The sequence below is a fragment of the Polaromonas sp. P4_F9 genome, from assembly GCF_056401235.1.
Genome location: NZ_JBFUJT010000002.1, coordinates 184,775 through 206,587, shown reverse-complemented (window position 1 = coordinate 206,587; position 21,813 = coordinate 184,775). Strand labels below are relative to the sequence as shown.

The window sequence follows — 21,813 nt, the reverse complement described above, 5'->3', positions numbered from 1 at the left end:
TCGCCCTTCCTGTCAAGAATGTACCTCAATTTCGATCAGCAGAGGTAAGGCAGCCTCGTAAATATCTGGAATATTGATCTATTAGGGTTTCTATTGATTGATGTATTAAATGATGTGATTACCATCAATCACATCAGACAAGTCGATGACCTGGGCTGATCGGCGGATGAGGCCGAAAAAACAAGCGGGCAGATGCACCCGAATCGCCGCTTCCATTTGCAACCCAAGCGTGGCCCGCCACGCACCGTAAGGAGACGAACACATGAGCAAAGCCAAATCAACCCTCTGGCGCCTGCTGGCCGGGGCTGCACTGGGATTGACAGCGCTGGGTGCAAGCGCGCAGGACAAGCAGCTGACCCTGTGCTGGGCCGCCTGGGACCCGGCCAACGCGCTGGTGGAACTGTCGAAAGACTTCACCGTCAAGACCGGTATCCAGATGAAATACGAGTTCGTGCCCTGGCCGAATTTCGCCCAGCGCATGCTCAACGAGCTCAACTCCAAGGGCAAACTGTGCGACCTGCTGATCGGCGACAGCCAGTGGATCGGTTCGGCCGCCACCGAAGGCCACTACGTCAAGCTCAACGACTTTTTCGACAAGAACGCCATCAAGATGGGCGACTTCATGCCGGCGACGGTTGAGGGCTATTCGACCTGGCCCAAGGGCACGAAGAACTATTGGGCGCTGCCGGCCATGGGCGATGCCGTGGCCTTCACCTACCGCAAGGACTGGTTCGCCCGCCCCGAGTTGCAGGCCGAGTTCAAGAGCAAGCATGGCCGCGAGCTGGCCCCGCCCAAGACCTGGGACGAGTTCAAGCAGATCGGCCAGTTCTTCCAGAATCGTGTCATTGATGGCAAGAAGGTTTACGGCGCCGCGCTGTACACCGAGCGCGGCTCAGAAGGCATCACGATGGGCGTCACGAACACCATGTACGCCTATGGGATGGAGTACGACAACCCGAAGAAACCATACGACATGAACGGCTACATCAACGGCCCCGGCGCCGTGAAGGGCCTGAAGTTCTACAAGGACCTCTTCGACTGCTGCGTGCCGCCCGGCCACGGCAACGCCTACATGACCGAGGACCTGGACGCCTACAAGTCGGGCCAGGTGGCGATGCAGATGAACTTCATCGCCTTCTTCCCTGGTATCTCCAAGGACCCGCAGGTCGGTGGCGAGAAGACCGGCTTCTTCCCCATCCCCAAGGGCGACAAGCAATTTGCACAACTCGGTGGTCAGGGTATCTCGGTGGTGAAGTACTCCGACAAGAAGGACATGGCGCTGCAGTACATGAAGTGGTTCGCGCAGCCTGCCATCCAGAAAAAGTGGTGGGACGGCGGCGGCTTCACCTGCATGAAGTCCATTCTAGAAGCCCCGGGCTTCGAAACCAGCACGCCCTATGCCAGGGTGTTCCTGGACTCGATGAAGATCGTCAAGGACTTCTGGGCCGAGCCCTCCTATGCACAGCTTTTGCTGGCCATGCAGAACCGTGTGCATGAGTACGTGGTCGCCGGCAAGGGCACGCCCAACACCGCTCTGGATGCGCTGCTGAAGGACTGGATCCAGGTGTTCAAGGAAGACGGGAAAATCAAGTGAAATCCACGGAATTCACGCAATGGGTACCGCCGCCTGCAGCGGTACCCAGCGCTAATCTCCCGGAACCGGTAGGCCCCGCCCATCGGGCCGCCTCCGCCGCGTCAGGGCAGCGTCCGCTCCTGGCCTTGCGGGGGCTGTCAGACCGGGCGCTGGCCTGGCTCTTCGTGGGCCCCACTATCCTGCTGCTGCTGACCTTCAACATCTTCCCGTTGCTGTGGACGATCTATCTCTCATTCACCAACTTCCGTGCCAACCGGCCCAATGCAGAAGTGGTGTGGCTGGGCTTGTCCAACTACCAGCGCGTACTTGGCGATGAGGCAATCTGGGAGAACATGCGCACCACGGCGCACTTCCTGTGTTGGTCGATTGCCCTGCAACTACTGCTGGGCTTCGCATTGGCCCTGCTGCTGAACCGCAAGTTCAGGTCGCACAGCTTCTGGAGCACCGCGATCCTGCTGCCCATGATGCTGGCGCCGGCAGTGGTCGGCACCTTCTGGAAGTATTTTTTCGAGCCGCAGTACGGCATCTTCAACGCCATCGCACGCCTCTTCGGCGGCGCCGGCAATTTCACCATGCTGGGCGACACGCAGCTTTCGCCCTGGGCCATCGTGCTGGTGGACACCTGGATGTGGACGCCTTACGTGATGCTGCTGCTGCTGGCCGGGCTGCGCTCCATCCCGCCCTATCTGTATGAAGCGGCAGAGATCGACCGTGCCTCTGAGTGGACCAAATTCTGGCGCATCACGCTGCCGATGGTCATGCCCTTCATCATCCTGGCACTGCTGTTCCGCTCGATCGAGAACTTCAAGATGTTCGACCTGGTGGACAACCTCACCAATGGCGGCCCCGGCTCGGTGACCGAGCTGGCATCGATCCACCTCAAGCGCGAGGCTTTCGAGAAATGGCGCACCGGCTACAGCTCGGCCTTCGCCATCATCCTTTTCGTCGCGATCTACGGCATGTCGCTCGTGACGGTGCGTTTCCTGGACAAGGTGAAACAGAGATGAAAACCATCCCCCACAGCCCGCTGGAGCCGACGTCACTCGCCAAATGGTTCGCCGGCGTCCTGGTCATCACCTACACCGTCATCTCGCTGGTCCCGTTGGCGTGGATTTTCATGACGAGCCTGCGCACCCCGCAGGATGCCATTGCCTATCCGCCCAAGGTGGTGGCCGAGGCATCCCTGATTGGCTACGTCAACCTGTTCACCACACGCTCACGCGTGTCCGCAGAAGAACTGGCGGCGCAACCACCGGCCACGAGTTGGTACGAAGGCCTGGTCCGTGAACAGCAGATGATCCTGGCCGGCCCCTCGCGCTTTTCAGACCGTTACCTCAATTCGCTGCTGATCGGCTTTGGTTCGACCCTGCTGTCGGTGGTACTGGGCACACTGGCGGCCTATGCGTTCTCGCGCTTTCGGGTGCCGGGCAAGGACGACTGGCTGTTCTTCATCTTGTCCACCCGGATGATGCCGCCGATCGCAGTGGCCATCCCGATCTACCTGATGTTTCGCCACCTGGGGCTCAACGACACCCACCTGGGCCTGATCCTGCTGTACACCGTCGTGAACCTGTCGCTTGCGGTGTGGCTGCTCAAGGGCTTCATGGACGAAATCCCGCGCGAGTACGAGGAGGCGGCCATGGTGGACGGCTACACGCGTTGGCAGGCCTTCCTGAAGGTGGTGCTGCCGCAGGCGGCCACCGGCATCGCCACCACCTCGATCTTCTGCCTGATCTTCGCCTGGAACGAGTACGCGTTCGCGCTGCTGCTCACCAGCGGCACGGCGCAGACCTCGCCACCTTTCATCCCCACCATCATCGGCGAAGGCGGTCTCGACTGGCCCGCCATGGCAGCCGGCACGACGCTGTTCCTGCTGCCGGTGCTGGTGTTCACCGTGTTGCTGCGCAAGCACCTGCTGCGCGGCGTGACCTTCGGAGCCATTCGAAAATGAAGTCCCGCAAATCCCCCCGCTGGCTGCGCCGCGCGCCCTGGGAACGTGGCACAGCCACCCTGATCGGCCTGGGCCTGGTGATGTTGATGCAACCCTGGTCCATCGAGGTCTACAGCTATGCCTTCACAGTGCTGCTGGCCGGCGTGATCGGCTATTCCATCGCCGGCAAACTGCCGCAGAACTGAAAAATGACTACCCCCACGTTTGCGGCTACGCCGCTGCTCTGCCCCCTGAGGGGGCTCGGCCTCCTAAGGGCGGCCTGTCGGAGGCCATCATGAGCGAAATCAGAATCCAGAACCTGCAGAAGCGCTTTGCCGACTTCACCGCAGTGCGCGGCTCCTCGCTGGTGCTCGAAAGCGGCAAATTCGTCGTGCTACTCGGCCCCTCGGGCTGTGGCAAGACGACCACGCTGCGGATGATCGCCGGCCTGGAGTACCCCACGGGCGGTAGCATCACGCTGGACGACCAGGACGTTACATATCTCAGGCCGCGCGAGCGCGATATTGCGATGGTGTTTCAGTTGTTCGCGCTCTATCCGCACATGGGGGTGCGCGGTAACCTGGAGTTCCCCCTGCGCAATGAGGGCGTGTCGCGCGCCGAGATAGACCGGCGCGTGCAGGAGGTCGCCGCCATCCTGCGTATAGAGCACCTGCTGGGTTCGCGGGTCACCGGTCTGGCCGGTGGTGACCGGCAGCGCGTGGCGCTGGGCCGCGCCATCGTGCGCCAACCCAAGGCCTTTCTGATGGACGAGCCGCTGGGCACGCTGGACGCCGAATTCCGCGAACTGATGTGCGTGGAACTGCGCAGGCTGCACGACCGGCTGAAGACGACCACCGTGTTCGTTACTCATGACCAGAACGAGGCGATGGCGCTGGCCGACCACATCGTGGTGATGAATGAGGGCGAGATCCTCCAGGCCGACGACCCGCATGGCATTTACAGTTTTCCCTCCTGTTTGTTTGTGGCGCGATTCATCGGCCGCCCGCCGATGAACCTGCTCAAAGTCGATGCGCCCGTGGTCCGCGGCGACACCGGTGTGCGGGGGGCGAGCGGAACTATTGATGTACCTACGGTCGAAGCCCCTTCCCCGTCAGTGCTGCTGGGCGTACGACCCGAACACGTGCGCCTGCAGGCGCCAGGCAAGGGCAGCCTGAGTGGTCGCGTGCAGCATGTCGAGTACTTCGGCTCGCACTGGGTCGCCGAGGTGCAAACCGATGCGGGGCCGCTGAAAGTGCTGGTCGACAAGTCTGTGCGGCCGGTCCTGCAAGAGCAGGTCGGCCTCGCCTTCGACACCCAACGGGTGGTGCTTTTCGACGCGGCCACTGAACGGTTGCTGCCCAGCGCCACCACTATCGCCCACCAACCGAGTATGCGCCATGGCTAGTATTTCCCTACACGGCATCCACAAACATTTCGGCGACATCGCAGCGCTGACCGACCTGCAGCTGGAGATCGCCGACGGCGAATTCTTCGTGCTGCTTGGCCCCAGTGGCGCTGGGAAAACTACGACCCTGCGCATCATCGCCGGGTTGGAGCAACCCGAGACCGGCCTGGTGCGAATGGACGGCGAAGACGTCACCACCGCAGCGCCGGCCCAGCGCGATTGCGCCTTCGTCTTCCAGCAGTATTCGCTGTACCCGCATCTGACAGTGTTCGACAACCTGGCGTTTCCGCTGCGCGCGCCGCTGCGCCGTATTCCCGAGGCGGAAATCCGGCAGCGAGTGGAGCGGGTCGCGGCCACGCTGCACATCGAAAGCAAGCTGCAGCGCAAAGCCACGGCCCTGTCGGGCGGTGAGATGCAGCGCGTAGCCATCGGCCGCGCCTTGGTGCGGGAGCCGCGTGTATACCTGATGGACGAACCACTGTCTTCTCTGGACGCGAAGCTGCGCGAGGAACTGCGCGTGGAACTCAAGCGCCTGCAACGCCAAAGCGGCACCACCGTGGTCTACGTGACGCACGACCAGGTGGAAGCCACCACGCTGGCCGACCGTATTGCCATCCTGGAAGCCGGCCACATCCAGCAGATCGGCACACCCGAGGAGATCTACGAGGCGCCCGTGTCGGTGCAGGTGGCGCAGCGGCTCGGTTCGCCGGCGATCAACGTGCTGCCGGCGGGGTGGTTCGTCGGCCAGCACCCGGCTGCGGCGGCCAGCGTCGGCATGCGGCCCGAGGACGTGGAACTGGCAGGTGAGAACGATGGCTTCGAGTGCACAGTCATCGAGTCCTCCTTGCTCAAGCATCACGTCATCGCCGAGCACGCCGGCGTTGAGGTGCGCGCCCGCCTGATGCAAAGCGTTGCGCCTCCTCCCCAGTCCCGTATCCGCCTGCGTTTTCCGGCTGGCCAGCGCCTGCTGTTCGACCAGGCCGGAAAGCGGCTTGCAGCCTGAGACCCTATTCCTAACGAGACCAACCCCATGAACACTCAAGACATCATTACGGCCGCCCAGGCGGTACATGCCGCCATCCTGACCAACGAGCAGCAGATCGAATCGCTGGATCGTGCCATCGGCGACGGCGACCACTTCATCAACGTACGGCGCGGCTGCGAAGCCATCGCAGCGATCACGCCCGAACTGGTGCCGCTGTCGCCGGCGCAAGCGTTCAACCGCATCGGAATGAAACTGCTTAGCACCATAGGCGGCGCCTCGGGGCCGCTGATCGGCAGCTTCTTCATCTCCATGGGCAGGGAGCTGGAAGGCTCGGTCGAGCCGGATGCGAAGCACTTCGCGCACGCCCTGGCCGCAGGCGTCGAAGCCATCAAGAGCCGCGGCAAAGCCGACCTGGGTGAGAAGACGATGCTGGACGTGCTCATCCCCGCCTCGCGGCTGCTGCTGCGCCTGGCCGACGAGGGATGCGACCTTGACACACTGTGTGCCCGCCTCAAGGAAGAAGCGGAGCTCAACATGCTGGCCACCCGCGACATGATCGCGACCAAAGGCCGGGCCCATTTCCTCGGCGAGCGCGCCCTGGGGCATATCGACCCCGGTGCGAAGACCAGTCAGGTCGCGCTGTTCGCTGTGTGCGACATGCTGACCGTCGGAGCAGCATCATGAAAAAATTCGTCAACGATGTGGAGCAACTGCTGCAGGAATCGCTGCAAGGACTGGCCGCCGCGCACAGAGACCTGCTGACCCTGCACCTGGATCCAACGTTCGTCACGCGCAAGCAGTTGCCGCAACCAAAGGTGGCCCTGATATCCGGTGGTGGTTCAGGCCACGAGCCGCTTCACTGCGGCTTTATAGGCACAGGCATGCTCGATGCGGCCTGCCCCGGCCAGGTGTTCACCTCGCCGACGCCGGACCAGATACTGGCCGCCGCAGCGGCGGTGGACCGGGGCAAGGGAGTGCTGTTCATCGTCAAGAACTACGCGGGCGACGTGATGAACTTCCAGATGGCCGCGGAGATGATGCAGCAGCCCTGCGCGACCGTGCTCGTCAACGACGACGTCGCCGTGGAGCGTTCGACCCACGGCACCGGGCGGCGCGGCGTGGCCGGCACGCTGATCGTGGAAAAGCTGGTGGGCGCGGCTGCGGAGCGCGGCGCCGACCTGGCCGCCTGCAAGCACCTGGGAGACCGGGTCAACAGCCGTACCGCGTCGATGGGCGTGGCATTCACCAGCTGTACCGTGCCGGCGGCGGGGCGGGCGACCTTCGATATCGCCGAGGATGAGATGGAATTCGGCGTGGGCATCCATGGGGAGCCCGGGCGCCGGCGCGGGCTGGTGCGCCCTGCGCAGGAACTGGTCAACGAGCTGATGGCAGCCATCCTGGGCGACCTGCAGCCCAAGCCCGGCTCAGAGGTTCTGCTGCACGTCAACGGCTTCGGGGGCACGCCCCTGATCGAGCTTTACCTGCTGTATCACTGCGCGAATCAACTGCTTGAGGGCCAGGGCCTGACGGTGGCAAGGTCGCTGGTCGGCAACTACACGACCGCGCTGGAGATGGCCGGCGCCTCGCTGACCGTCACCCTGTTGGACGAGGAAATGAAATCCCTGTGGGATGCGCCTGTGCACACGGCTGCGCTGCGCTGGTAGGTCGGCCGCCCCGTCCCGGGCCGCCAAAAAAAAAGGAGACTCATCTCAATGAACCGAAGAAAGGCCATTACGCTGGCCTGTACGGCGGCGGCCGGGCTGTCGCGGCCGACCCTGGGCCTCGCGACCGGGAAGCCATCCGCGGATGGCGTTGTGCGGCTGGGCCAGTCGACCGCGCTGAAGGGCGCCAACGGTGCGGTGGGGCGACAGTTCCGCGACGCCGCGTTGGGATGGTTCAATTTGGCCAACAGCCAGGGCGGCGCGGGGGGCTATCGCATCGAACTCATTACGCTCGATGACGGCGGCGTGGTTGAGCGTGCAACCACCAACGCCAAGCTCCTGACCAGCACGCACGGAGTCGCCGGTTTCTTCGGCTTCGCTGGGCCAGGTGCCAACCGCGAAGGAATGCAGGGAGCGATGGAAGAAGGCGTGCCTTTCATCGCGCCGGTCAGCGGCATGGACGTGCTGCGGCAACGCGACAACACCAACGTGTACCTGCTGCGTGCCGGCCACCGCGACGAAATCCGCCAGATTATCCGGCATACCAGTTCCACCGGCATCACACGGGTGGCACTGCTGTTCGAATACGAATCGGCGGGATGGGAGATCAGGGATTCGTTTGTCCAGGCGGCCGATGCTGCCAAGCTCGCCAGCAGCGTTAGCGCCAGCGTTTCCCGGGGCAGCACCGACGTGGGCCCGGCCGTGGCGGCACTCGTTGCAGCCAATCCCCAAGCCATCATCCTGGCGGCCAACCCGAGCGCCAGTGCGGCTTTCGTGCGGACTGCGCGCAAGGCTGGTTTCGGCGGCAGTTTCTACACCGTGTCCACCGTGGGTGGACAGGTGCTGCTCGATCAGCTGGGTCAGCTCGCAGTCGGAATATCCGTGGCCCAGGTCGTGCCGTTTCCGTGGGGCGGCACCACAGCGATCTCACGCGAGTTCCTGGGCTTTTGCGCCGCCAGTCAGGTCAGGCCCGACTTCGCCAGCATGGAAGGCTACATTGCCGCCCGCTGGCTGACGGAGGCCTTGAAGCGGGCAAAACCCCGTGAGCCGAGCGCCGCGGCTTTGGGCACGGCGTTGGAACAAATGCCGGCCTTGAACTTCAGCGGCTTCCCTTTGGCCTTCAGCAGCGTCACGCGAAGTGCCTCATCGTTTGTGGAGCTGACGGTGGTTTCGAAGCAGCTGAAGTTTTTGAAATAGCGGGATGCGGCGGTTACCCAGCCCGGAACTGGTGCGCCACTCGGTTGAAAAAGGTTGCCCACGCCCACCCCCGGCTGCAAACCGCATGGGCATAAAGTGGCGTGCCGCTATGGGCGGCACGGTAAGGGTTATAAACAAAAGCTGTGCATAACTTTGTTAGCAACAGGCGTTGCAAGTAGGCGTAACCCGCGCCCGTCGTGCCCCGCTACAGTTAGCTGAAAATATAAGCACCAGTTCCCTCTTTCGGCGCATTTATACCGGCCGCCCAATCATTAGATTTGTTGGGTATAAGGCAGCCGCAGCGCAGTCTTTTTTCTGCCGTACCACTCAAACCGCTAACGAGGTGACCATCGCAGGCCCTGCTTGTGTACCCGCACCGCTGCGGTATGAATGATCTCCTTGCGGTGTTGAATAAGATGGGCCGACACGTCCGATTGGATTTGCCGCCGAAGCGCCGCTAGGTGCCTGCCGCGTGCCGTAGCACCAAACTGCTGGTTAAGCCAAGCCAGAAATTGAACCGCTTTTGCGAGGGACGCATCTGACGCCAGCCAAGCCAAGGCACAGCGCAGCAACCAACGCCGTCGGCAAACCAACGTAGGGGGCCAATGAACAATGACCTGGATACCCCAGAGAACCTAGCGGCCATTCTCAACAGCATACGTAAGCGCTACGAGCAGCTGGACCTAACGAAGCCACATCTGATCGCCAGCGATGAATTCTGCATGGACGAAATGCAGGCATACCGCGCATACAGCCGCGTCCTTAATTCAGGCTACGACCAATTGCAAGCGAAGTGCCTGCAGCAGAGCCAACCGATCCGCGAAGACTTTGTGCGGCGTAACCGACTGGTAATGCAGCAGCAGAAGGAATTCAGCGATCAGCAAACGGCCGACAACCAAACGCGCCAGAAAAAGAAAGAAGCGGATGAGCGGGCCGTCGTCGTCGCCGAACTGCGCTCCGGTAAACGCGTCCCTACAAATTGCGCGCAATACATGGTCACACAAGGCCATGACACGCCGGAAGCACTGCTTGCCCCTGTCATGGCCGCGGCGTATCAATCACCTAAAGGCGTTGGTCAGTATTTTGGTGTTGTCGCCCAAATTGATGGAGAAAACATCCTTCTCTCGGGCAAGGTGCCGGCCCTATTTCAACTGGCATTCAGCCCGCCCGACAACACGATCTTGGTCGTCGGAAAGGGGGCTCGTGTTTTTGATGGCGAGGAAATCAGAGTAGGCGCAATGGTTAAGGGATACGCGACACAGACCAGCACCCGCACTGTCAAGCTGGTAAACGGCAGCAGCAGCACCATCGCCGTGATGCGAGCTATGTGCCTCGCTCCCTTGTCTTGAAAAACCTCCTGGACAAACACATCCGAAATAATCAATCGAAACCATCATGTCTGAAGCTATAAAACGCTGCCCTTTTTGCGCAGAAGAAATCCTCGTTGATGCCAAAAAATGCAAGCATTGCGGGTCATTAGTAGAGGTTGATAGCCCAGTGCCTGCAGCCGCAAAACCCCTACCGCTGGCCGACTATGGCGTAGCGCTGCTTGCGGCCCCCGTGGTGGCAACGATGCTAATTTGGCTTTGGGTGGGGAATATGAACCTGCTCCAGTCGCCCGGACGTACGATGACTCTCATCCTCGCTGCTACCGGTATCGATATCAAAAGCTCGATGGACGTGGATGGGCAGAAACGTGCCTTTCGTACGGTTCAGGGCGTATTTAAGGCAGGCCTGGGTTTTAAAAGCGCAGACCGCGTTTGGCCCAAGCTGGTAAAGGGGCGCGCACAGTAGGTGCCGGGCGAGGGCAGGCAGCGAAAGCGTTTAGCGGCAGTTGTCCTGCCTTGCTTTTGATTAGGTGCCAACGGCCGCGCATAGGGAGTTTTGGTGCTACTGTGGGCTGTTTTCCTACTTACCAAAACACCCATTTACCGTAACTGCAGGCGCAATTGGTGTTTGGCGCACGCTTGGCCAGCGCGCCGCGTGTGGCGTAAGTCGAGACGAGTGGGCGTCCCCTGAAATAACGGACACTCTCTTAAACGCTGAAAAGGCGAGGGGAGTGATAGATGGGAAACACCCGAAGAAAATTTGGAGCAGAGTTCAAGTGTGAAGCTGCGCCCGACCGCGTGACAACCGATGAATTACCCTCAAACCGAAGCTAATGTGTCTAACGCATCATCTCGCCACTGATAATGATCTTGCGCACTTCCGTCGTCCCGGCGCCAATCTCCAGCAGCTTGATGGCGCGGTAAAGGCGGTTGACTTCTGACTCCCAGATGTAGCCCGAGCCGCCGTGGATCTGCACAGCTTCGTTGAGCACCTTGTTCATGGTCTCGGCAGCAAACATCACCGAAGCTGCCGTGATCTTGTGGATGTCGCCACGGCCACCACCACCGACTTCCAGATCATTTGCGGCGCGCAAGGCTTGGTAAGTGAACACGCGCATCGCTTCAACCCAGACGAACATGTCGGCCAGCTTGGACTGGATCATCTGGAAGCTGGCGATGGGTTTGCCGAACTGCTGTCGGGTCTGGGCATATTCCAGCGACAGCTCCAACGCCCGTTCGGAAATCCCCAGGCAAATCGGCGCGATCATGGCCCGCTCCAGGTCCAGCCCGCTCATCACGATCTCCACGCCAGTGTCTTCCTCGCCAACGCGGTTCGCCGCCGGCACCCTGCAGTTGTCAAACACTAGCTCGGCCGTCTGGCTGCCGCGAAAACCCATCTTGATGAGTTTTTGTGCCACCTTGAAGCCGGGGTAGTCCTTCTCGACGATAAAAGCGGAAATGCCCTTGGCGCCTTTTTCGCGGTTGGTTTTTGCGTAGACCAGCAATACATCGGCTACCGGGCCATTGGTGATATAGATCTTGCTGCCGTTGAGCAGGTAGTCACCGCCGTCGAGCGTGGCGGTGGTGCGCATGGAGCCCAGCGCGTCCGACCCGGCGCCGGGCTCGGTCAGTCCCAGCGCACCCACAGTTTTGCCGCTGCACAGGCCGGGCAAATAGCGCTTGCGCTGCTCTTCATTGGCGTTGCGGTAGATGTTGTAAAGGCACAGGTTCTCATGCGCCACCCAGCTGAGTGCGAGCGCGTGGTTCCACCTTGAAAACGCCTGCAGCACCAGGCCGCTGGTGAACATGTCCAGCCCGGCGCCCCCGTAAGCCTCGGGCACCGTGATGCCGAAGTAGCCCGTCTTGCCGATCAGGGCGAAGGCCTCTTCAGGCCACCACTCCTCGTTGTCCATGCGCTGCGACAGCGGGTAGAGCTCCTGCCGCGCGAAACGGTCGGCGTCGTCCAGCACGCTTTGTTCGTCATTCGAAAGGCCCGAAAAACGCTGCATGGCGGAACCGGCCTGGGTGTCAGTGGGGAAGCTTGTGGAGTGGGTCATAGGATTTTCAAGTGGTTAATGTGTTTGATGAGCAGTCCGCTTTTGCGCGAAGGCAGCCACGCGCGCCGCAAAGTCCGGCGTGGCGGCGCACCGGAGAAACGCCGCCTTCTCCCGCTGCAGGTGTGCATCGAGCGCGGCATCGGACTGCGCCGCCGCCAGGGTTTTGAGCTCCCGCAATGACTGCTCCGGTAGGGCCAGCATGTCGCTGATCCATTGATCGGTTTCCTGCTGAAGGCGGTCGTCATCGACCACTCGGTTGACCAGGCCCAGTTGCAAGGCCTGCTCCGCAGTGAACTGGCCGCGGGTCGTCAGCGCCTCCAGGCCTCTTGCAGCGCCAAGGCGCTGCACCAGGAAAAAACTTAGGCCGCCATCCGCAGGCGCGCCCAGTCTGGGGTAAGCCACGACAAAGCGGGCAGACCGCGCTGCCGCCACAAAATCACAGGCCATGGCGAGTGAAAAACCGCCGCCCGCCAGCGCGCCGTGCACACACGCAAGCACCGGCATGGGCAAGCGCTGCAATCCCAGAATACAGGCATGAAACGGGCTGATGGTTTTCTCAATGAAAGCCGGCAGGTCGTCGCGGTGCGCATGCATGGCCGCCACGTCTCCGCCAGCGCAAAATGACTTGCCCTCGCCACGCAGCACAAGCACTCGCGCGCAAGAATTTTGGCCAAGAGCTTCAATGGCCGCGAGCAGTTCACCCGCCATTTCATGGTCCAGCGCATTCAGCCGATCCGGGCGATTCAGCGTCAGGGTGGCCACCGCGCCCTGCTGCACCATGAGTACGGATTTGTCAGTGCTCATGCGTACGCAGCAGGTAAAAACATCATCGATTTCATAATTTGACCCATTTTCAAATTTCCTTTAAAAAGAGTCAATATGTAAACACCATTGATCCCAAAGAGAGATAGGGTAAGCACTAGTTATTAAGAATTTCAAGGGGAAGTTAAGCGCAATTTCCTTTTTATCTCAGGGAAATCCATGAGTGGAGTTATTTTTGAGTTAGCCTCATAATTCATTGGCGCTAGGTTCCTAAAGTTCCAGAATCCGGGTTATCCGCAATCGGCGCACTTTTTTTAAGGCCGGCCAGTTCAAGGCGCAGAGTGCTGCAAAAGCATCGTGGAGAGAGACATGAATTCATTCGTCAGTGTTGTCGGTCCAATCCGGCTAAGTGCATGCTGAGCATTACCAACCTGCAGGTCTTTTACGACCACGCAGTCGAGGCTGTGCGCGATGTGTCGCTGGAAGTCGGCGCGGGCCGCATTGTGGCGCTGCTGGGCAGCAACGGCGCGGGCAAGTCCACCGTCCTCAAGGCCATCAGCAGCGTGCTGTATCCCGAAGAAGGCGAAATCACTGGCGGCGTCATTGCCTATGGCGGTAAGCAGATCGGCAAGCTCCCGCCGCACGAGATCGTCAGGCTGGGCTTGGTGCAGGTGCCCGAAGGCCGGCGGCTTTTCGATACGCTGACGGTGGAAGAAAATCTGCTCATGGGTGGCTACGCCCGGCCCGCAAGCGAGTCGGCCGCCGCCATGGCCCGCATCTTTCAAATGTTCCCGGCGATTGAGGCCCATCGGCATCGTGTTTCCGGCTACCTTTCGGGTGGCCAGCAGCAGATGGTGGCCATAGGCCGCGCCCTGATGGGCGAACCCAAAATGCTGCTGCTTGATGAGCCTTCGCTTGGCCTGGCGCCGCAGATCATCACCGAGATATTCCAGGCCATACGCCAGCTGCGCGACGAGCGCGGTCTGACAGTGCTGCTGGTCGAACAGAATGCGCAGCTCGCACTTTCGGTGGCCGACTACGGCTACATCATGGAGCGGGGGCGCATCGTACTGGACGACACGCCGCAAAAACTGCTGGCCAACGATGACGTCAAGGAGTTTTATCTCGGCGTACAGGACGGCGGCGAACGTCGTAGCATGCGCGACATCAAACATTACAAACGGCGCAAGAGGTGGCTGTCATGAACAACAGCATCCGTTCAGCGGCCTTCGCGCCCATTCTTGAATTCTCTGGCGTCTCCAAAAGGTTTGGCGGCCTGGAAGCGCTAAGTGGCATTAACCTGCGCGTGATGCCGGGCGATATCTGCAGCGTTATCGGGCCCAATGGCGCCGGCAAGACCACGCTGTTCAATCTGGCTTCCTGTCTGCTCAAGCCGACGACTGGCTGCGTGACCTTTAACGGCGAAGACGTCACCGATCTGCCGGCGCACAAGCTGGCCAAACGCGGGCTGGCCCGCACCTTCCAGAACCTGGCGGTATTCAAGCATGAAACGGTGATCGACAACATCCTGACTGGCATGCATTCAAAGCTGGAGACCGGGATTTTTGGCGCTGCTATGTTCTGGGGCGCGACAAGAAACGCGGAAATCAGCGCACGGGAAATCGCCGAGGAGATTGTCGAGTTCCTGGAAATTGAATCCATACGCGAGCTTCCCGTCGGCACACTGTCTTACGGCCTGCAAAAGCGGGTTGAGCTGGGCCGTGCGCTGGCGATGCAGCCCAAGTTGTTGCTGCTGGATGAAATGGTCTCCGGCATGAACCAGGAAGAGACCGAAGACATCGCACGTTTCATCCTCGACATCCGCGAGGAACGCAACGTGACTGTGATGATGATCGAGCATGAAATGGGCATCGTGATGGATATTTCAGACCATGTGTGCGTTCTCAACTTCGGCCGCAAGATTGCCGACGGCACGCCTGCTACCGTCTCGAAAGACCCTGCCGTGATCGCCGCCTACCTCGGCCAGGATGCGGAGACCAACGCATGAGCCGCCCCGATTTCGCCATCGCCGACATGCAGTTGCCGCCGGGCGTGGCCGAGGGCCTGGCCACCATGCCGGCACTGCTGCGCCACCGGGCACGCCATATGCCGGGCCAGATTGCGCTGCGGGAAAAGACTCGCGGGATCTGGCAGGGCACGACCTGGCAGGGCTACTTTGAAAAGGTGCGTGCGTTTGCGCTGTTCCTGAGGGCGCAGGGCTTTGGTGCCGGCGACAAGCTGGTCATTGCCTCCGACGGTACGCCCGAATGGTTTTTTGCCGACCTGGCTGCGCAGTCGCTGGGCGGGGTCACCGTCGGCATCTATCCCACCAACCCTTGGCCGGAGCTGCAGTACATTGCCCGGCATTGCCGAGCGCGGATAGCCGTTTGCGGCGACCAAGAACAGACCGACAAGGTTTTGATTGCCATGCAGCGCGACGGCGGGTTGCCCGACATGCAGCGGGTGCTCACGGTCGACTGGAAGGGCATGCGGCAGTACACCGACACCTGCCTTACCTCCTTTGCGGATGCGCTCGCGGAGGGGCTCAGGCTTTCGGGTGAACCGGCGCAGGTTGAAGCCTTTGAGCGGTCAATTGACGGCCTGCTTGCCGAACAGGACGCGCTCATCGTCTATACCTCCGGCACCACCGGCATGCCAAAGGGCGCGCGCATTTCGCACCGCGGCATCGTCTCGGATGCCTGGGCGCTTGGCACGGTTCAGGGCTTTGCGGGACAGTCGCTGTCCGTGGTGTGTTACCTGCCGCTGTGCCATGTGGCCGAGCGCCTGATGTCGCCCGTGATGCAGCTGGTGTACGGCTCGGTGGTGTACTTTGCCGAATCCATTGACACAGTGACGCAGAACCTGCGCGAGATCGGGCCCAGCTTTTTCTTCGGTGTCCCGCGTATCTGGGAAAAGCTGCAGTACGAAATCCTGATCAAGTCGCGCGACGCGCGTCCGCTGGCTCAATGGGCTTTCAAAAAGTCGCTGGCCATCGCCACGCCGATTGCGGAGCGCACCATCGCCAATGGCGGAAAACCCGTGAATGCGCGCGACGCCTTCATTGGCTGGTTGCTGCGGGTGACTGTCTTCAGCAACCTGCTGGCCAGCATTGGACTGGATCGCACCTGGATCGCCATGACAGGCGGCGCCTCCATCTCACCTTCGGTCATCCTGTTCTTCCGTGCTTTGGGCGTACCCATTTTCCAGATCTACGGCATGACGGAAAGCAGCGGCGCCAGCCATGCCCAGTCAAGAAACATGTCGCGCCTTGGCTGGTGTGGCCCGCTTTTGCCGGGCGTTGTGGAGCAACGCGTCCTTGAAGACGGCGAGTTGCAGCTGCGTGGCCAGATCGTCTTTAATGGCTACCTCTACGATGATGAGGCCACAGCGGCGGCCTTTACCGATGGGTGGCTCAGTACAGGCGATGTGGTCGAACTCGATGAGGCCACTGGTCAGGTGCAGATCATAGATCGCAAGAAGGCCATCCTCATTACCAGCGGAGGCAAGAACATTACGCCATCGCTAATTGAAAACACCCTTAAGGAAAGCCTCTATATCAGCGAGGCCGTATTGCTCGGGGATGGTCGGCATTTCGTTTCGGCGTTGATCCAGATCGACCTGGACACCGTCGGCAAGTGGGCGCAGGAGCGCGGCATGGCCTACACCACCTACGAGACACTGGCGCGTCTGGATGCCGTGAAAGAACTCATCGCTGAAGACGTCAACCGCGTGAATGAGCGCTTCTCGCGCGTCGAGAACATCCGGAAGTTTGTCGTCCTGCGCAAGCAGCTCGACCATGACGACGGCGAACTGACCGCCACGATGAAGGTCCGCCGCAACGTGATCGAAAAGAAGTTCGCTGCCGAGATCAGCGAAATCTATGGCCCAACCAAGGAAGCCGCATGAACTATTTCATGAACCTCGTGATGTCGGGGCTGGTCATCGGCACCCTGTACGGCATGGTCGCCATGGGTTTTGCCATCATTTATCGCGCCACCGGCATGGTGAACTTCGCCCAGGGCGAGGTCATGATGCTGATCGCCTACATGAGTTACACCTTCGCCAGCATTCCCGGCATGGCCTTCATCCCGTTGCTGGCCTGTGTGCTGGCCGCATCCATCATGCTGGGCCTGCTGATTGAATGGGCCTTCATCCGCCCCATGCTGGGTGAACCCATGTTTTCGCGTGTCATGGTGACCATTGGCCTGGCGGTGGTCATTCGCTCCTTTGTCATCCTGATCTGGGGTGTTGAGCCCACCGCCTTCCCCCGGCCGTTTGGCAATGCGGTGATCCGTTTCGGCGACATGGCGCTATACCCCGGGCAGATATTTTCACTGGTCTCGCTGGCCGTGCTGTCGCTCGCGATGTGGCTTTTCTTTCGCCGCTCACGCGTCGGCATCGCGATGCGCGCGACTTCCAACAACGAAACCACGGCACTGCTAATGGGCATCAACGTCAAGCGCATCAGCGCGATTGCATGGGCTCTGTCAGCGGTGTTTGCCGCATTTTCCGGTCTGGCGTTCTGCCTGATGTTCAGCCTGGAACCTGAAATTTCCCAGATGGGATTGCGAGGATTCCCCGCAACCATTTTGGGCGGGCTCGACTCTGTCGTTGGCGGCGCATTCGGTGGCCTGGTGATCGGCGTGGTGGAAAACCTGGCCGGGGGTTACCTCGGCCGGGGCCTGAAGGAAATCGCGGGGTTTGTTCTCATCGTCGTGGTGTTGATGGTCAAGCCCTATGGTCTATTTGGTCAACGTGAAATCGAGCGTGTCTGATGCGTAGCCGTACTTATCAAAACTCCTACGCCGGCCTGGTGGCCCTGTCCAACCAGCCCACGGCGTGGGTCTGGGCCGCCATCGGCGTCCTGGTGCTGGCATTGATGCCGATGCTGTTCGGTTCCTTCGGTCTTAACATGTTGACCGCCATCTTTGTGGCGTCCATCGGCGTGCTCGGCCTTAACCTGTTGTCCGGCGTGGCAGGGCAGATCTCGCTGGGCCATGCCGGCTTCCTGCTGATAGGCGCCTATGCGCAGGCCATCCTGACGACCGACTACAAGTTGCCGACGTTGCTCGCCGTGTTTGTCTCCGGCCTGGTGGCTGCGGTGGCCAGCCTGGTGGTGGGCATACCGTCGCTGCGCCTGAAAGGGTTGTACCTGGCCATCACGACGCTGGCGTTCACCTTTATCGTTCGCCACATTGTCCTGTTCGCCGAGGGCATCACACGCGGCTCGGCCGGGATGCCGGTGGACGCGCTGACTGTCTTCGGTTTTCCGTTCAAGGGCGACGTGCGGTTTTATTATGCAGCCCTGGCGCTGCTGCTGCTGTTTGTACTGATCACCCTCAACCTGATGCGCTCGCGCATTGGTCGGGCCTGGCTTGCACTGCGCGACCATGACATCGCCGCACGGGCCATGGGCATTGACCTGATGCGCTACAAGCTGCTTGCCTTCATGGTTAGCGCGTTTTATACCGGTGTGGCGGGGGCGATGGTGGCGCTACAAACGCGTTTTATCAACGTGGATACGTTCAGCATCCTTATCAGCATCGAGGCGCTGGCCATGGTCATCGTCGGTGGCATGGGGCGCATCCACGGCGCCATTCTCGGCACCGCGCTCATCCTGCTTCTGCCTGAACTCCTGAATATTGGCTTCGCGGCGGCAGGTGACAGTTTCAAGACCCTGATGGCTGACCGCATCTATGAGATCAAGGGAATGATGTACGGCATCGTCATCCTGCTCTTCCTGCGGCTGGAGCCCGAAGGCATGGCCGGCATCTGGCGCAAGTCAAAAAGGTTCTGGGTTCAATGGCCGCTGTCGCAGTGAGTCGCCCAACACATTCGCATGGATCCGGAATTCCCCGGCGTCAGCGTTTTTCTAGAGGAGACAACATGTGTAGAAAACTTAAAAAAACAATCGACTGTTTCGCAAAATGGTCTTTCATTGCACTCGCGGCAGGAGCTGCCATGACTGCTGCGGCGCAGGATGTCGGCGTGACGGCAACGGAAATCCTGATCGGTGAAGTGCAGCCGATGTCCGGGCCGGCATCACTGATCGGCAAGGCGGGTGCTGCCGGCTCCAAGCTGGCCATCGCCGAGATCAACGCGAACGGCGGCATCAACGGCCGCAAGCTTCGTGCGATCTATGAAGATGACGGTTATGTGCCGGCACGCTCGGTTTCCTCGGTCAAGAAGTTGATTGATTCCGACAAGGTATTCGGTCTCACGGGTACCACGGGCAGCTCCCATATGGTAGCCATGCTACCAACCATTGAAGAAGCCAAGATTCCCACAATTGTCCACATGGCGCCAAACCCTGCTGTGGTTACACCGCGCCGTCCTACCGTGTTCATGATTGGCCCGGACTACGACTATGCAGGCTATGTACCAATACGCTACATGGTTGAGAAAATGAACAAGAAGGGCGGTAAGTACGGCATCCTCTACCAGGACGATGACTTCGGCAAAGCCCTCCTTGCCGGCTATCTCAAGGCGGTCAAGCAGTACGGCCTGAACAGCGTCGCGGAGATATCCTTCAAGCGCGGCGCCAAGGATTTTTCTGCGGAAGTGTTGACACTTAAGGACAAAGGTGTCGACGCCGTATATCTCGGTACGCTCACCACCGAATCAGCCTCCATCATGTCGGAGTTCCGGCGCCTGAACATGGACGTGACACTGGGTACCCTGTGGGCAGGGCAACTTCCTGCTGCAGTCAAGCTGGCCGCACCGTCAGATTACCGGTACCTCATTCCTGACTACTACACGTCAAACTATGACCCGGCCGGCCTTGCCCTGATGGAAAAGGCCAAGAAGTACCTGAGTGCGGACGACTACGCCAACTTCAACCGCTACACGGTAAGTGGCTATGTGGGTACGCTGGTCTTTGCTGAAGGTGTGCGCCGCTGCGGTGCGAACGTCACGCGTGTCTGTGTCGTCAACGAGCTCAACAAGCTTCACAACTTCTCGACCGGGGGACTGAGCGGCCCGGTGTCGTTTGACAATCCGAAAGCCCAGGCTGTCCTGCCGATCAAGCTGTTCCAGACGGATCCAAAGAGCGGTACCGTCAAGTCGCTGACTGATTTCATCGCCTACTAAAACCAAATAGCGCGCTGCGCCAAACACGATGACCCTGCAAAGCACTGTCTCCCAAGCCACTGGTACCGGCCTGCCCGGTCCGGATGGCGGCCCGCGTTACCGTTCTGCATTCAGACCTGGACTGTTCGATGGGCAGACCATCATTGTCACAGGCGGGGGGAGCGGGCTGGGCCGATGCGCGGCGCACGAGCTCGCCAGCCTCGGCGCGCATGTCGCGCTGGTGGGCCGGCAAGCGGCCAAACTTGATGCCGTGGCCGCAGAGATCGCCAGCATATATCCCGAGCGCGCCAGCGATGTCAGCACAGCCGTCTGCGATATCCGTGATGAAACTGAGGTCAAGGCCACGGTGGCGGCTATCCTGCAAAGGCATGGCCGGCTTGACGGGCTTTTCAATTGCGCTGGTGGGCAATTTCCGGCGCCGCTGCGTGATATCTCGCTCAAGGGTTGGGACGCGGTTGTACGCAACAACCTGCATGGCACTTTTTTGTTTTCCCGTGAATGTTTTGTGCAATGGATGGAAGGGCACGGCGGCAGCATTGTGAACATGCTGGCTGACATTTGGGGCGGCCTGCCGGGCATGGGGCATTCCGGCGCCGCACGTGGTGGTGTGTTGACATTTACCGAAACTGCCGCCTGCGAATGGGGGCACGCCGGAGTGCGCGTCAATGCGGTGGCGCCCGGATGGATTGCCTCCGCAGGTATTGATACCTATGACGAGGACTACCGCAACGTGCTGCGCGGACTCCGTACCAAAGTTCCGCTGCAGCGCTTTGGCACGGAGGCCGAATTGTCATCGGCAGCGGTCTATTTGCTGTCGGAAGCGGCAGGATTCATCAGCGGCAGTGTTATCCGTGTGGATGGCGGCGTGCCTACTGCGCGGCACACCTGGAAGCTCCAGCCGGCCGAACGCAGCTTTGCCTACAACGGCTTCCCGCAGTACCAGCCGCCGGCCACGTTTGCCGACATGGCTTCGCCTGCAGTCTCGGAAAAATGAATATGGAGCACAAGTTTTCGCAATTGCTGATTGACGTGCGCGGCGCGGCCTGCCACATCACCATCAACCGCGCAGCAGAACACAACACCATGACCGATCTGGTCATGGAAGAACTGGCACTGGCATTGCACCAGGCCGAATCCATGGACGGCGTGCGCGCCATTGTGCTGACGGGTGCAGGCGAACAAACGTTTTGCGCCGGCGGAAAACTCAAACCAACGGCTGACGGCTCTCCCTTTGCGCTGGAGCCCGGCCGTTTCGACAATCCGATTGCGGAGATGTTCAAGGCCCTGGACCGCTGCAACCTGCCCATAATTGCACGCGTCAACGGCAGCGCCTTTGGTGGCGGACTGGGCCTCATCTGCGCCTGCGACTTTGCCGTGGCCACGGACACCGCAAAATTCGGTACGACGGAAGCCAAAGTGGGAGTGTTCCCCATGATGATCTTGCCGGTGCTGATGCGGGTTATTCCGCGCCGCCGGCTGCTGGAGATGTGTTTCTTCGCTCACCGTTTTTCAGCCTCTGAAGCGCAGCAGTTTGATATCGTAAACCGGGTAGTCCCGGCGTCAGAGCTGGATTCCGCCATTGCAGACATCGTTGAAAAGCTGGCGGCCAATTCGCCCGTGGCCCTGCGCATCGGCAGGCGCACGATTTCCGCTGTGACCGACCTGTCGTTTTCCGACGCGCTCAACCTGACGCAGGCGGTGCTGCCCATCCTGGCCCAGAGCGAAGACACCAGGGAAGGCATGAAGGCTTTTTCCGAGCGCCGCGCTCCCGTGTGGCCAGGCCGCTAGTCGTCCTTATATTCATT

Annotated in this window: 21 protein-coding genes; 19 read left to right on the top strand and 2 right to left on the bottom strand. The window is 60.6% G+C overall.

Features of this window, described 5'->3' with window-relative positions:
• Nucleotides 1-262 precede the first annotated feature (262 nt).
• The 11 genes from AC1DUB_RS03065 (at nt 263) to AC1DUB_RS03015 (ending at nt 10,566) form a co-directional block, all read left to right on the top strand.
• Complete coding sequence (locus AC1DUB_RS03065) at nt 263-1,594, top strand: ABC transporter substrate-binding protein (RefSeq protein ID WP_477728245.1); 1,332 nt, start codon at nt 263-265, stop codon at nt 1,592-1,594.
• The gene (locus tag AC1DUB_RS03060) at nt 1,591-2,601 is read left to right on the top strand and encodes a carbohydrate ABC transporter permease (RefSeq protein ID WP_477728244.1); all 1,011 of its coding nucleotides are present in this window, start codon (nt 1,591-1,593) and stop codon (nt 2,599-2,601) included. Before AC1DUB_RS03065 ends, AC1DUB_RS03060 begins: the two co-directional genes overlap by 4 nt.
• The gene (locus AC1DUB_RS03055; RefSeq protein ID WP_477728243.1) at nt 2,598-3,545 is read left to right on the top strand and encodes a carbohydrate ABC transporter permease; all 948 of its coding nucleotides are present in this window, start codon (nt 2,598-2,600) and stop codon (nt 3,543-3,545) included. Before AC1DUB_RS03060 ends, AC1DUB_RS03055 begins: the two co-directional genes overlap by 4 nt.
• Entirely contained in the window at nt 3,542-3,730 is a 189-nt protein-coding gene (locus tag AC1DUB_RS03050; RefSeq protein WP_477719764.1) for a hypothetical protein, read from the top strand. Before AC1DUB_RS03055 ends, AC1DUB_RS03050 begins: the two co-directional genes overlap by 4 nt.
• A gap of 89 nt (nt 3,731-3,819) precedes the next feature.
• Nucleotides 3,820-4,929 carry an ABC transporter ATP-binding protein gene (locus tag AC1DUB_RS03045; RefSeq protein WP_477728242.1) on the top strand — a complete coding sequence of 370 codons (1,110 nt, stop codon included), beginning with the start codon at nt 3,820-3,822 and terminating at the stop codon, nt 4,927-4,929.
• Nucleotides 4,922-5,932: an ABC transporter ATP-binding protein gene (locus AC1DUB_RS03040; RefSeq protein ID WP_477728241.1), complete on the top strand. Its 1,011-nt coding sequence runs from the start codon at nt 4,922-4,924 to the stop codon at nt 5,930-5,932. The genes AC1DUB_RS03045 and AC1DUB_RS03040 overlap by 8 nt, the downstream gene beginning before the upstream one ends.
• 27 nt (nt 5,933-5,959) lie before the next feature.
• Nucleotides 5,960-6,598: a dihydroxyacetone kinase subunit DhaL gene (gene dhaL / locus AC1DUB_RS03035; protein ID WP_477728240.1), complete on the top strand. Its 639-nt coding sequence runs from the start codon at nt 5,960-5,962 to the stop codon at nt 6,596-6,598.
• The gene (gene dhaK, locus AC1DUB_RS03030) at nt 6,595-7,578 is read left to right on the top strand and encodes a dihydroxyacetone kinase subunit DhaK (RefSeq protein ID WP_477728239.1); all 984 of its coding nucleotides are present in this window, start codon (nt 6,595-6,597) and stop codon (nt 7,576-7,578) included. Before dhaL ends, dhaK begins: the two co-directional genes overlap by 4 nt.
• Nucleotides 7,579-7,626: 48 nt before the next feature.
• On the top strand, nt 7,627-8,772 hold the full coding sequence (locus tag AC1DUB_RS03025) for an ABC transporter substrate-binding protein (RefSeq protein ID WP_477728238.1): 1,146 nt from the start codon (nt 7,627-7,629) through the stop codon (nt 8,770-8,772).
• A 605-nt stretch (nt 8,773-9,377) separates the two neighbouring features.
• Nucleotides 9,378-10,121, top strand: coding sequence for a hypothetical protein (locus tag AC1DUB_RS03020; RefSeq protein WP_477728237.1), 744 nt, complete (start codon nt 9,378-9,380; stop codon nt 10,119-10,121).
• 46 nt (nt 10,122-10,167) lie between these two features.
• Nucleotides 10,168-10,566 carry a hypothetical protein gene (locus tag AC1DUB_RS03015; RefSeq protein WP_477728236.1) on the top strand — a complete coding sequence of 133 codons (399 nt, stop codon included), beginning with the start codon at nt 10,168-10,170 and terminating at the stop codon, nt 10,564-10,566.
• 373 nt (nt 10,567-10,939) lie between these two features.
• Here the strand turns inward: AC1DUB_RS03015 and AC1DUB_RS03010 are convergent, their stop codons facing one another.
• Both AC1DUB_RS03010 and AC1DUB_RS03005 read right to left on the bottom strand, forming a co-directional pair.
• Complete coding sequence (locus tag AC1DUB_RS03010; protein WP_477728235.1) at nt 10,940-12,157, bottom strand: acyl-CoA dehydrogenase family protein; 1,218 nt, start codon at nt 12,155-12,157, stop codon at nt 10,940-10,942.
• A gap of 15 nt (nt 12,158-12,172) precedes the next feature.
• Entirely contained in the window at nt 12,173-12,961 is a 789-nt protein-coding gene (locus tag AC1DUB_RS03005; RefSeq protein WP_477728234.1) for an enoyl-CoA hydratase/isomerase family protein, read from the bottom strand.
• 371 nt (nt 12,962-13,332) lie between these two features.
• Here AC1DUB_RS03005 and AC1DUB_RS03000 point away from each other — a divergent pair, with 371 nt between their 5' ends.
• The 8 genes from AC1DUB_RS03000 (at nt 13,333) to AC1DUB_RS02965 (ending at nt 21,796) form a co-directional block, all read left to right on the top strand.
• Nucleotides 13,333-14,124 carry an ABC transporter ATP-binding protein gene (locus tag AC1DUB_RS03000; protein ID WP_477728233.1) on the top strand — a complete coding sequence of 264 codons (792 nt, stop codon included), beginning with the start codon at nt 13,333-13,335 and terminating at the stop codon, nt 14,122-14,124.
• Nucleotides 14,121-14,927, top strand: coding sequence for an ABC transporter ATP-binding protein (locus AC1DUB_RS02995; protein ID WP_477728232.1), 807 nt, complete (start codon nt 14,121-14,123; stop codon nt 14,925-14,927). Before AC1DUB_RS03000 ends, AC1DUB_RS02995 begins: the two co-directional genes overlap by 4 nt.
• Nucleotides 14,924-16,825, top strand: coding sequence for an AMP-dependent synthetase/ligase (locus tag AC1DUB_RS02990; protein ID WP_477728231.1), 1,902 nt, complete (start codon nt 14,924-14,926; stop codon nt 16,823-16,825). The genes AC1DUB_RS02995 and AC1DUB_RS02990 overlap by 4 nt, the downstream gene beginning before the upstream one ends.
• A complete protein-coding gene (locus tag AC1DUB_RS02985) occupies nt 16,822-17,694 on the top strand; it encodes a branched-chain amino acid ABC transporter permease (protein ID WP_477728230.1) in 873 nt (290 codons plus the stop codon). Before AC1DUB_RS02990 ends, AC1DUB_RS02985 begins: the two co-directional genes overlap by 4 nt.
• Nucleotides 17,694-18,740 (top strand): branched-chain amino acid ABC transporter permease, encoded by a 1,047-nt coding sequence (locus AC1DUB_RS02980; RefSeq protein ID WP_477728229.1) that lies wholly within the window; start codon nt 17,694-17,696, stop codon nt 18,738-18,740. Before AC1DUB_RS02985 ends, AC1DUB_RS02980 begins: the two co-directional genes overlap by 1 nt.
• 65 nt (nt 18,741-18,805) lie before the next feature.
• On the top strand, nt 18,806-20,008 hold the full coding sequence (locus tag AC1DUB_RS02975) for an ABC transporter substrate-binding protein (protein WP_477728228.1): 1,203 nt from the start codon (nt 18,806-18,808) through the stop codon (nt 20,006-20,008).
• Nucleotides 20,009-20,036: 28 nt separating this feature from the next.
• The gene (locus AC1DUB_RS02970; protein ID WP_477728227.1) at nt 20,037-21,002 is read left to right on the top strand and encodes an SDR family oxidoreductase; all 966 of its coding nucleotides are present in this window, start codon (nt 20,037-20,039) and stop codon (nt 21,000-21,002) included.
• A gap of 2 nt (nt 21,003-21,004) precedes the next feature.
• On the top strand, nt 21,005-21,796 hold the full coding sequence (locus AC1DUB_RS02965; protein WP_477728226.1) for an enoyl-CoA hydratase-related protein: 792 nt from the start codon (nt 21,005-21,007) through the stop codon (nt 21,794-21,796).
• Nucleotides 21,797-21,813: the final 17 nt, after the last annotated feature.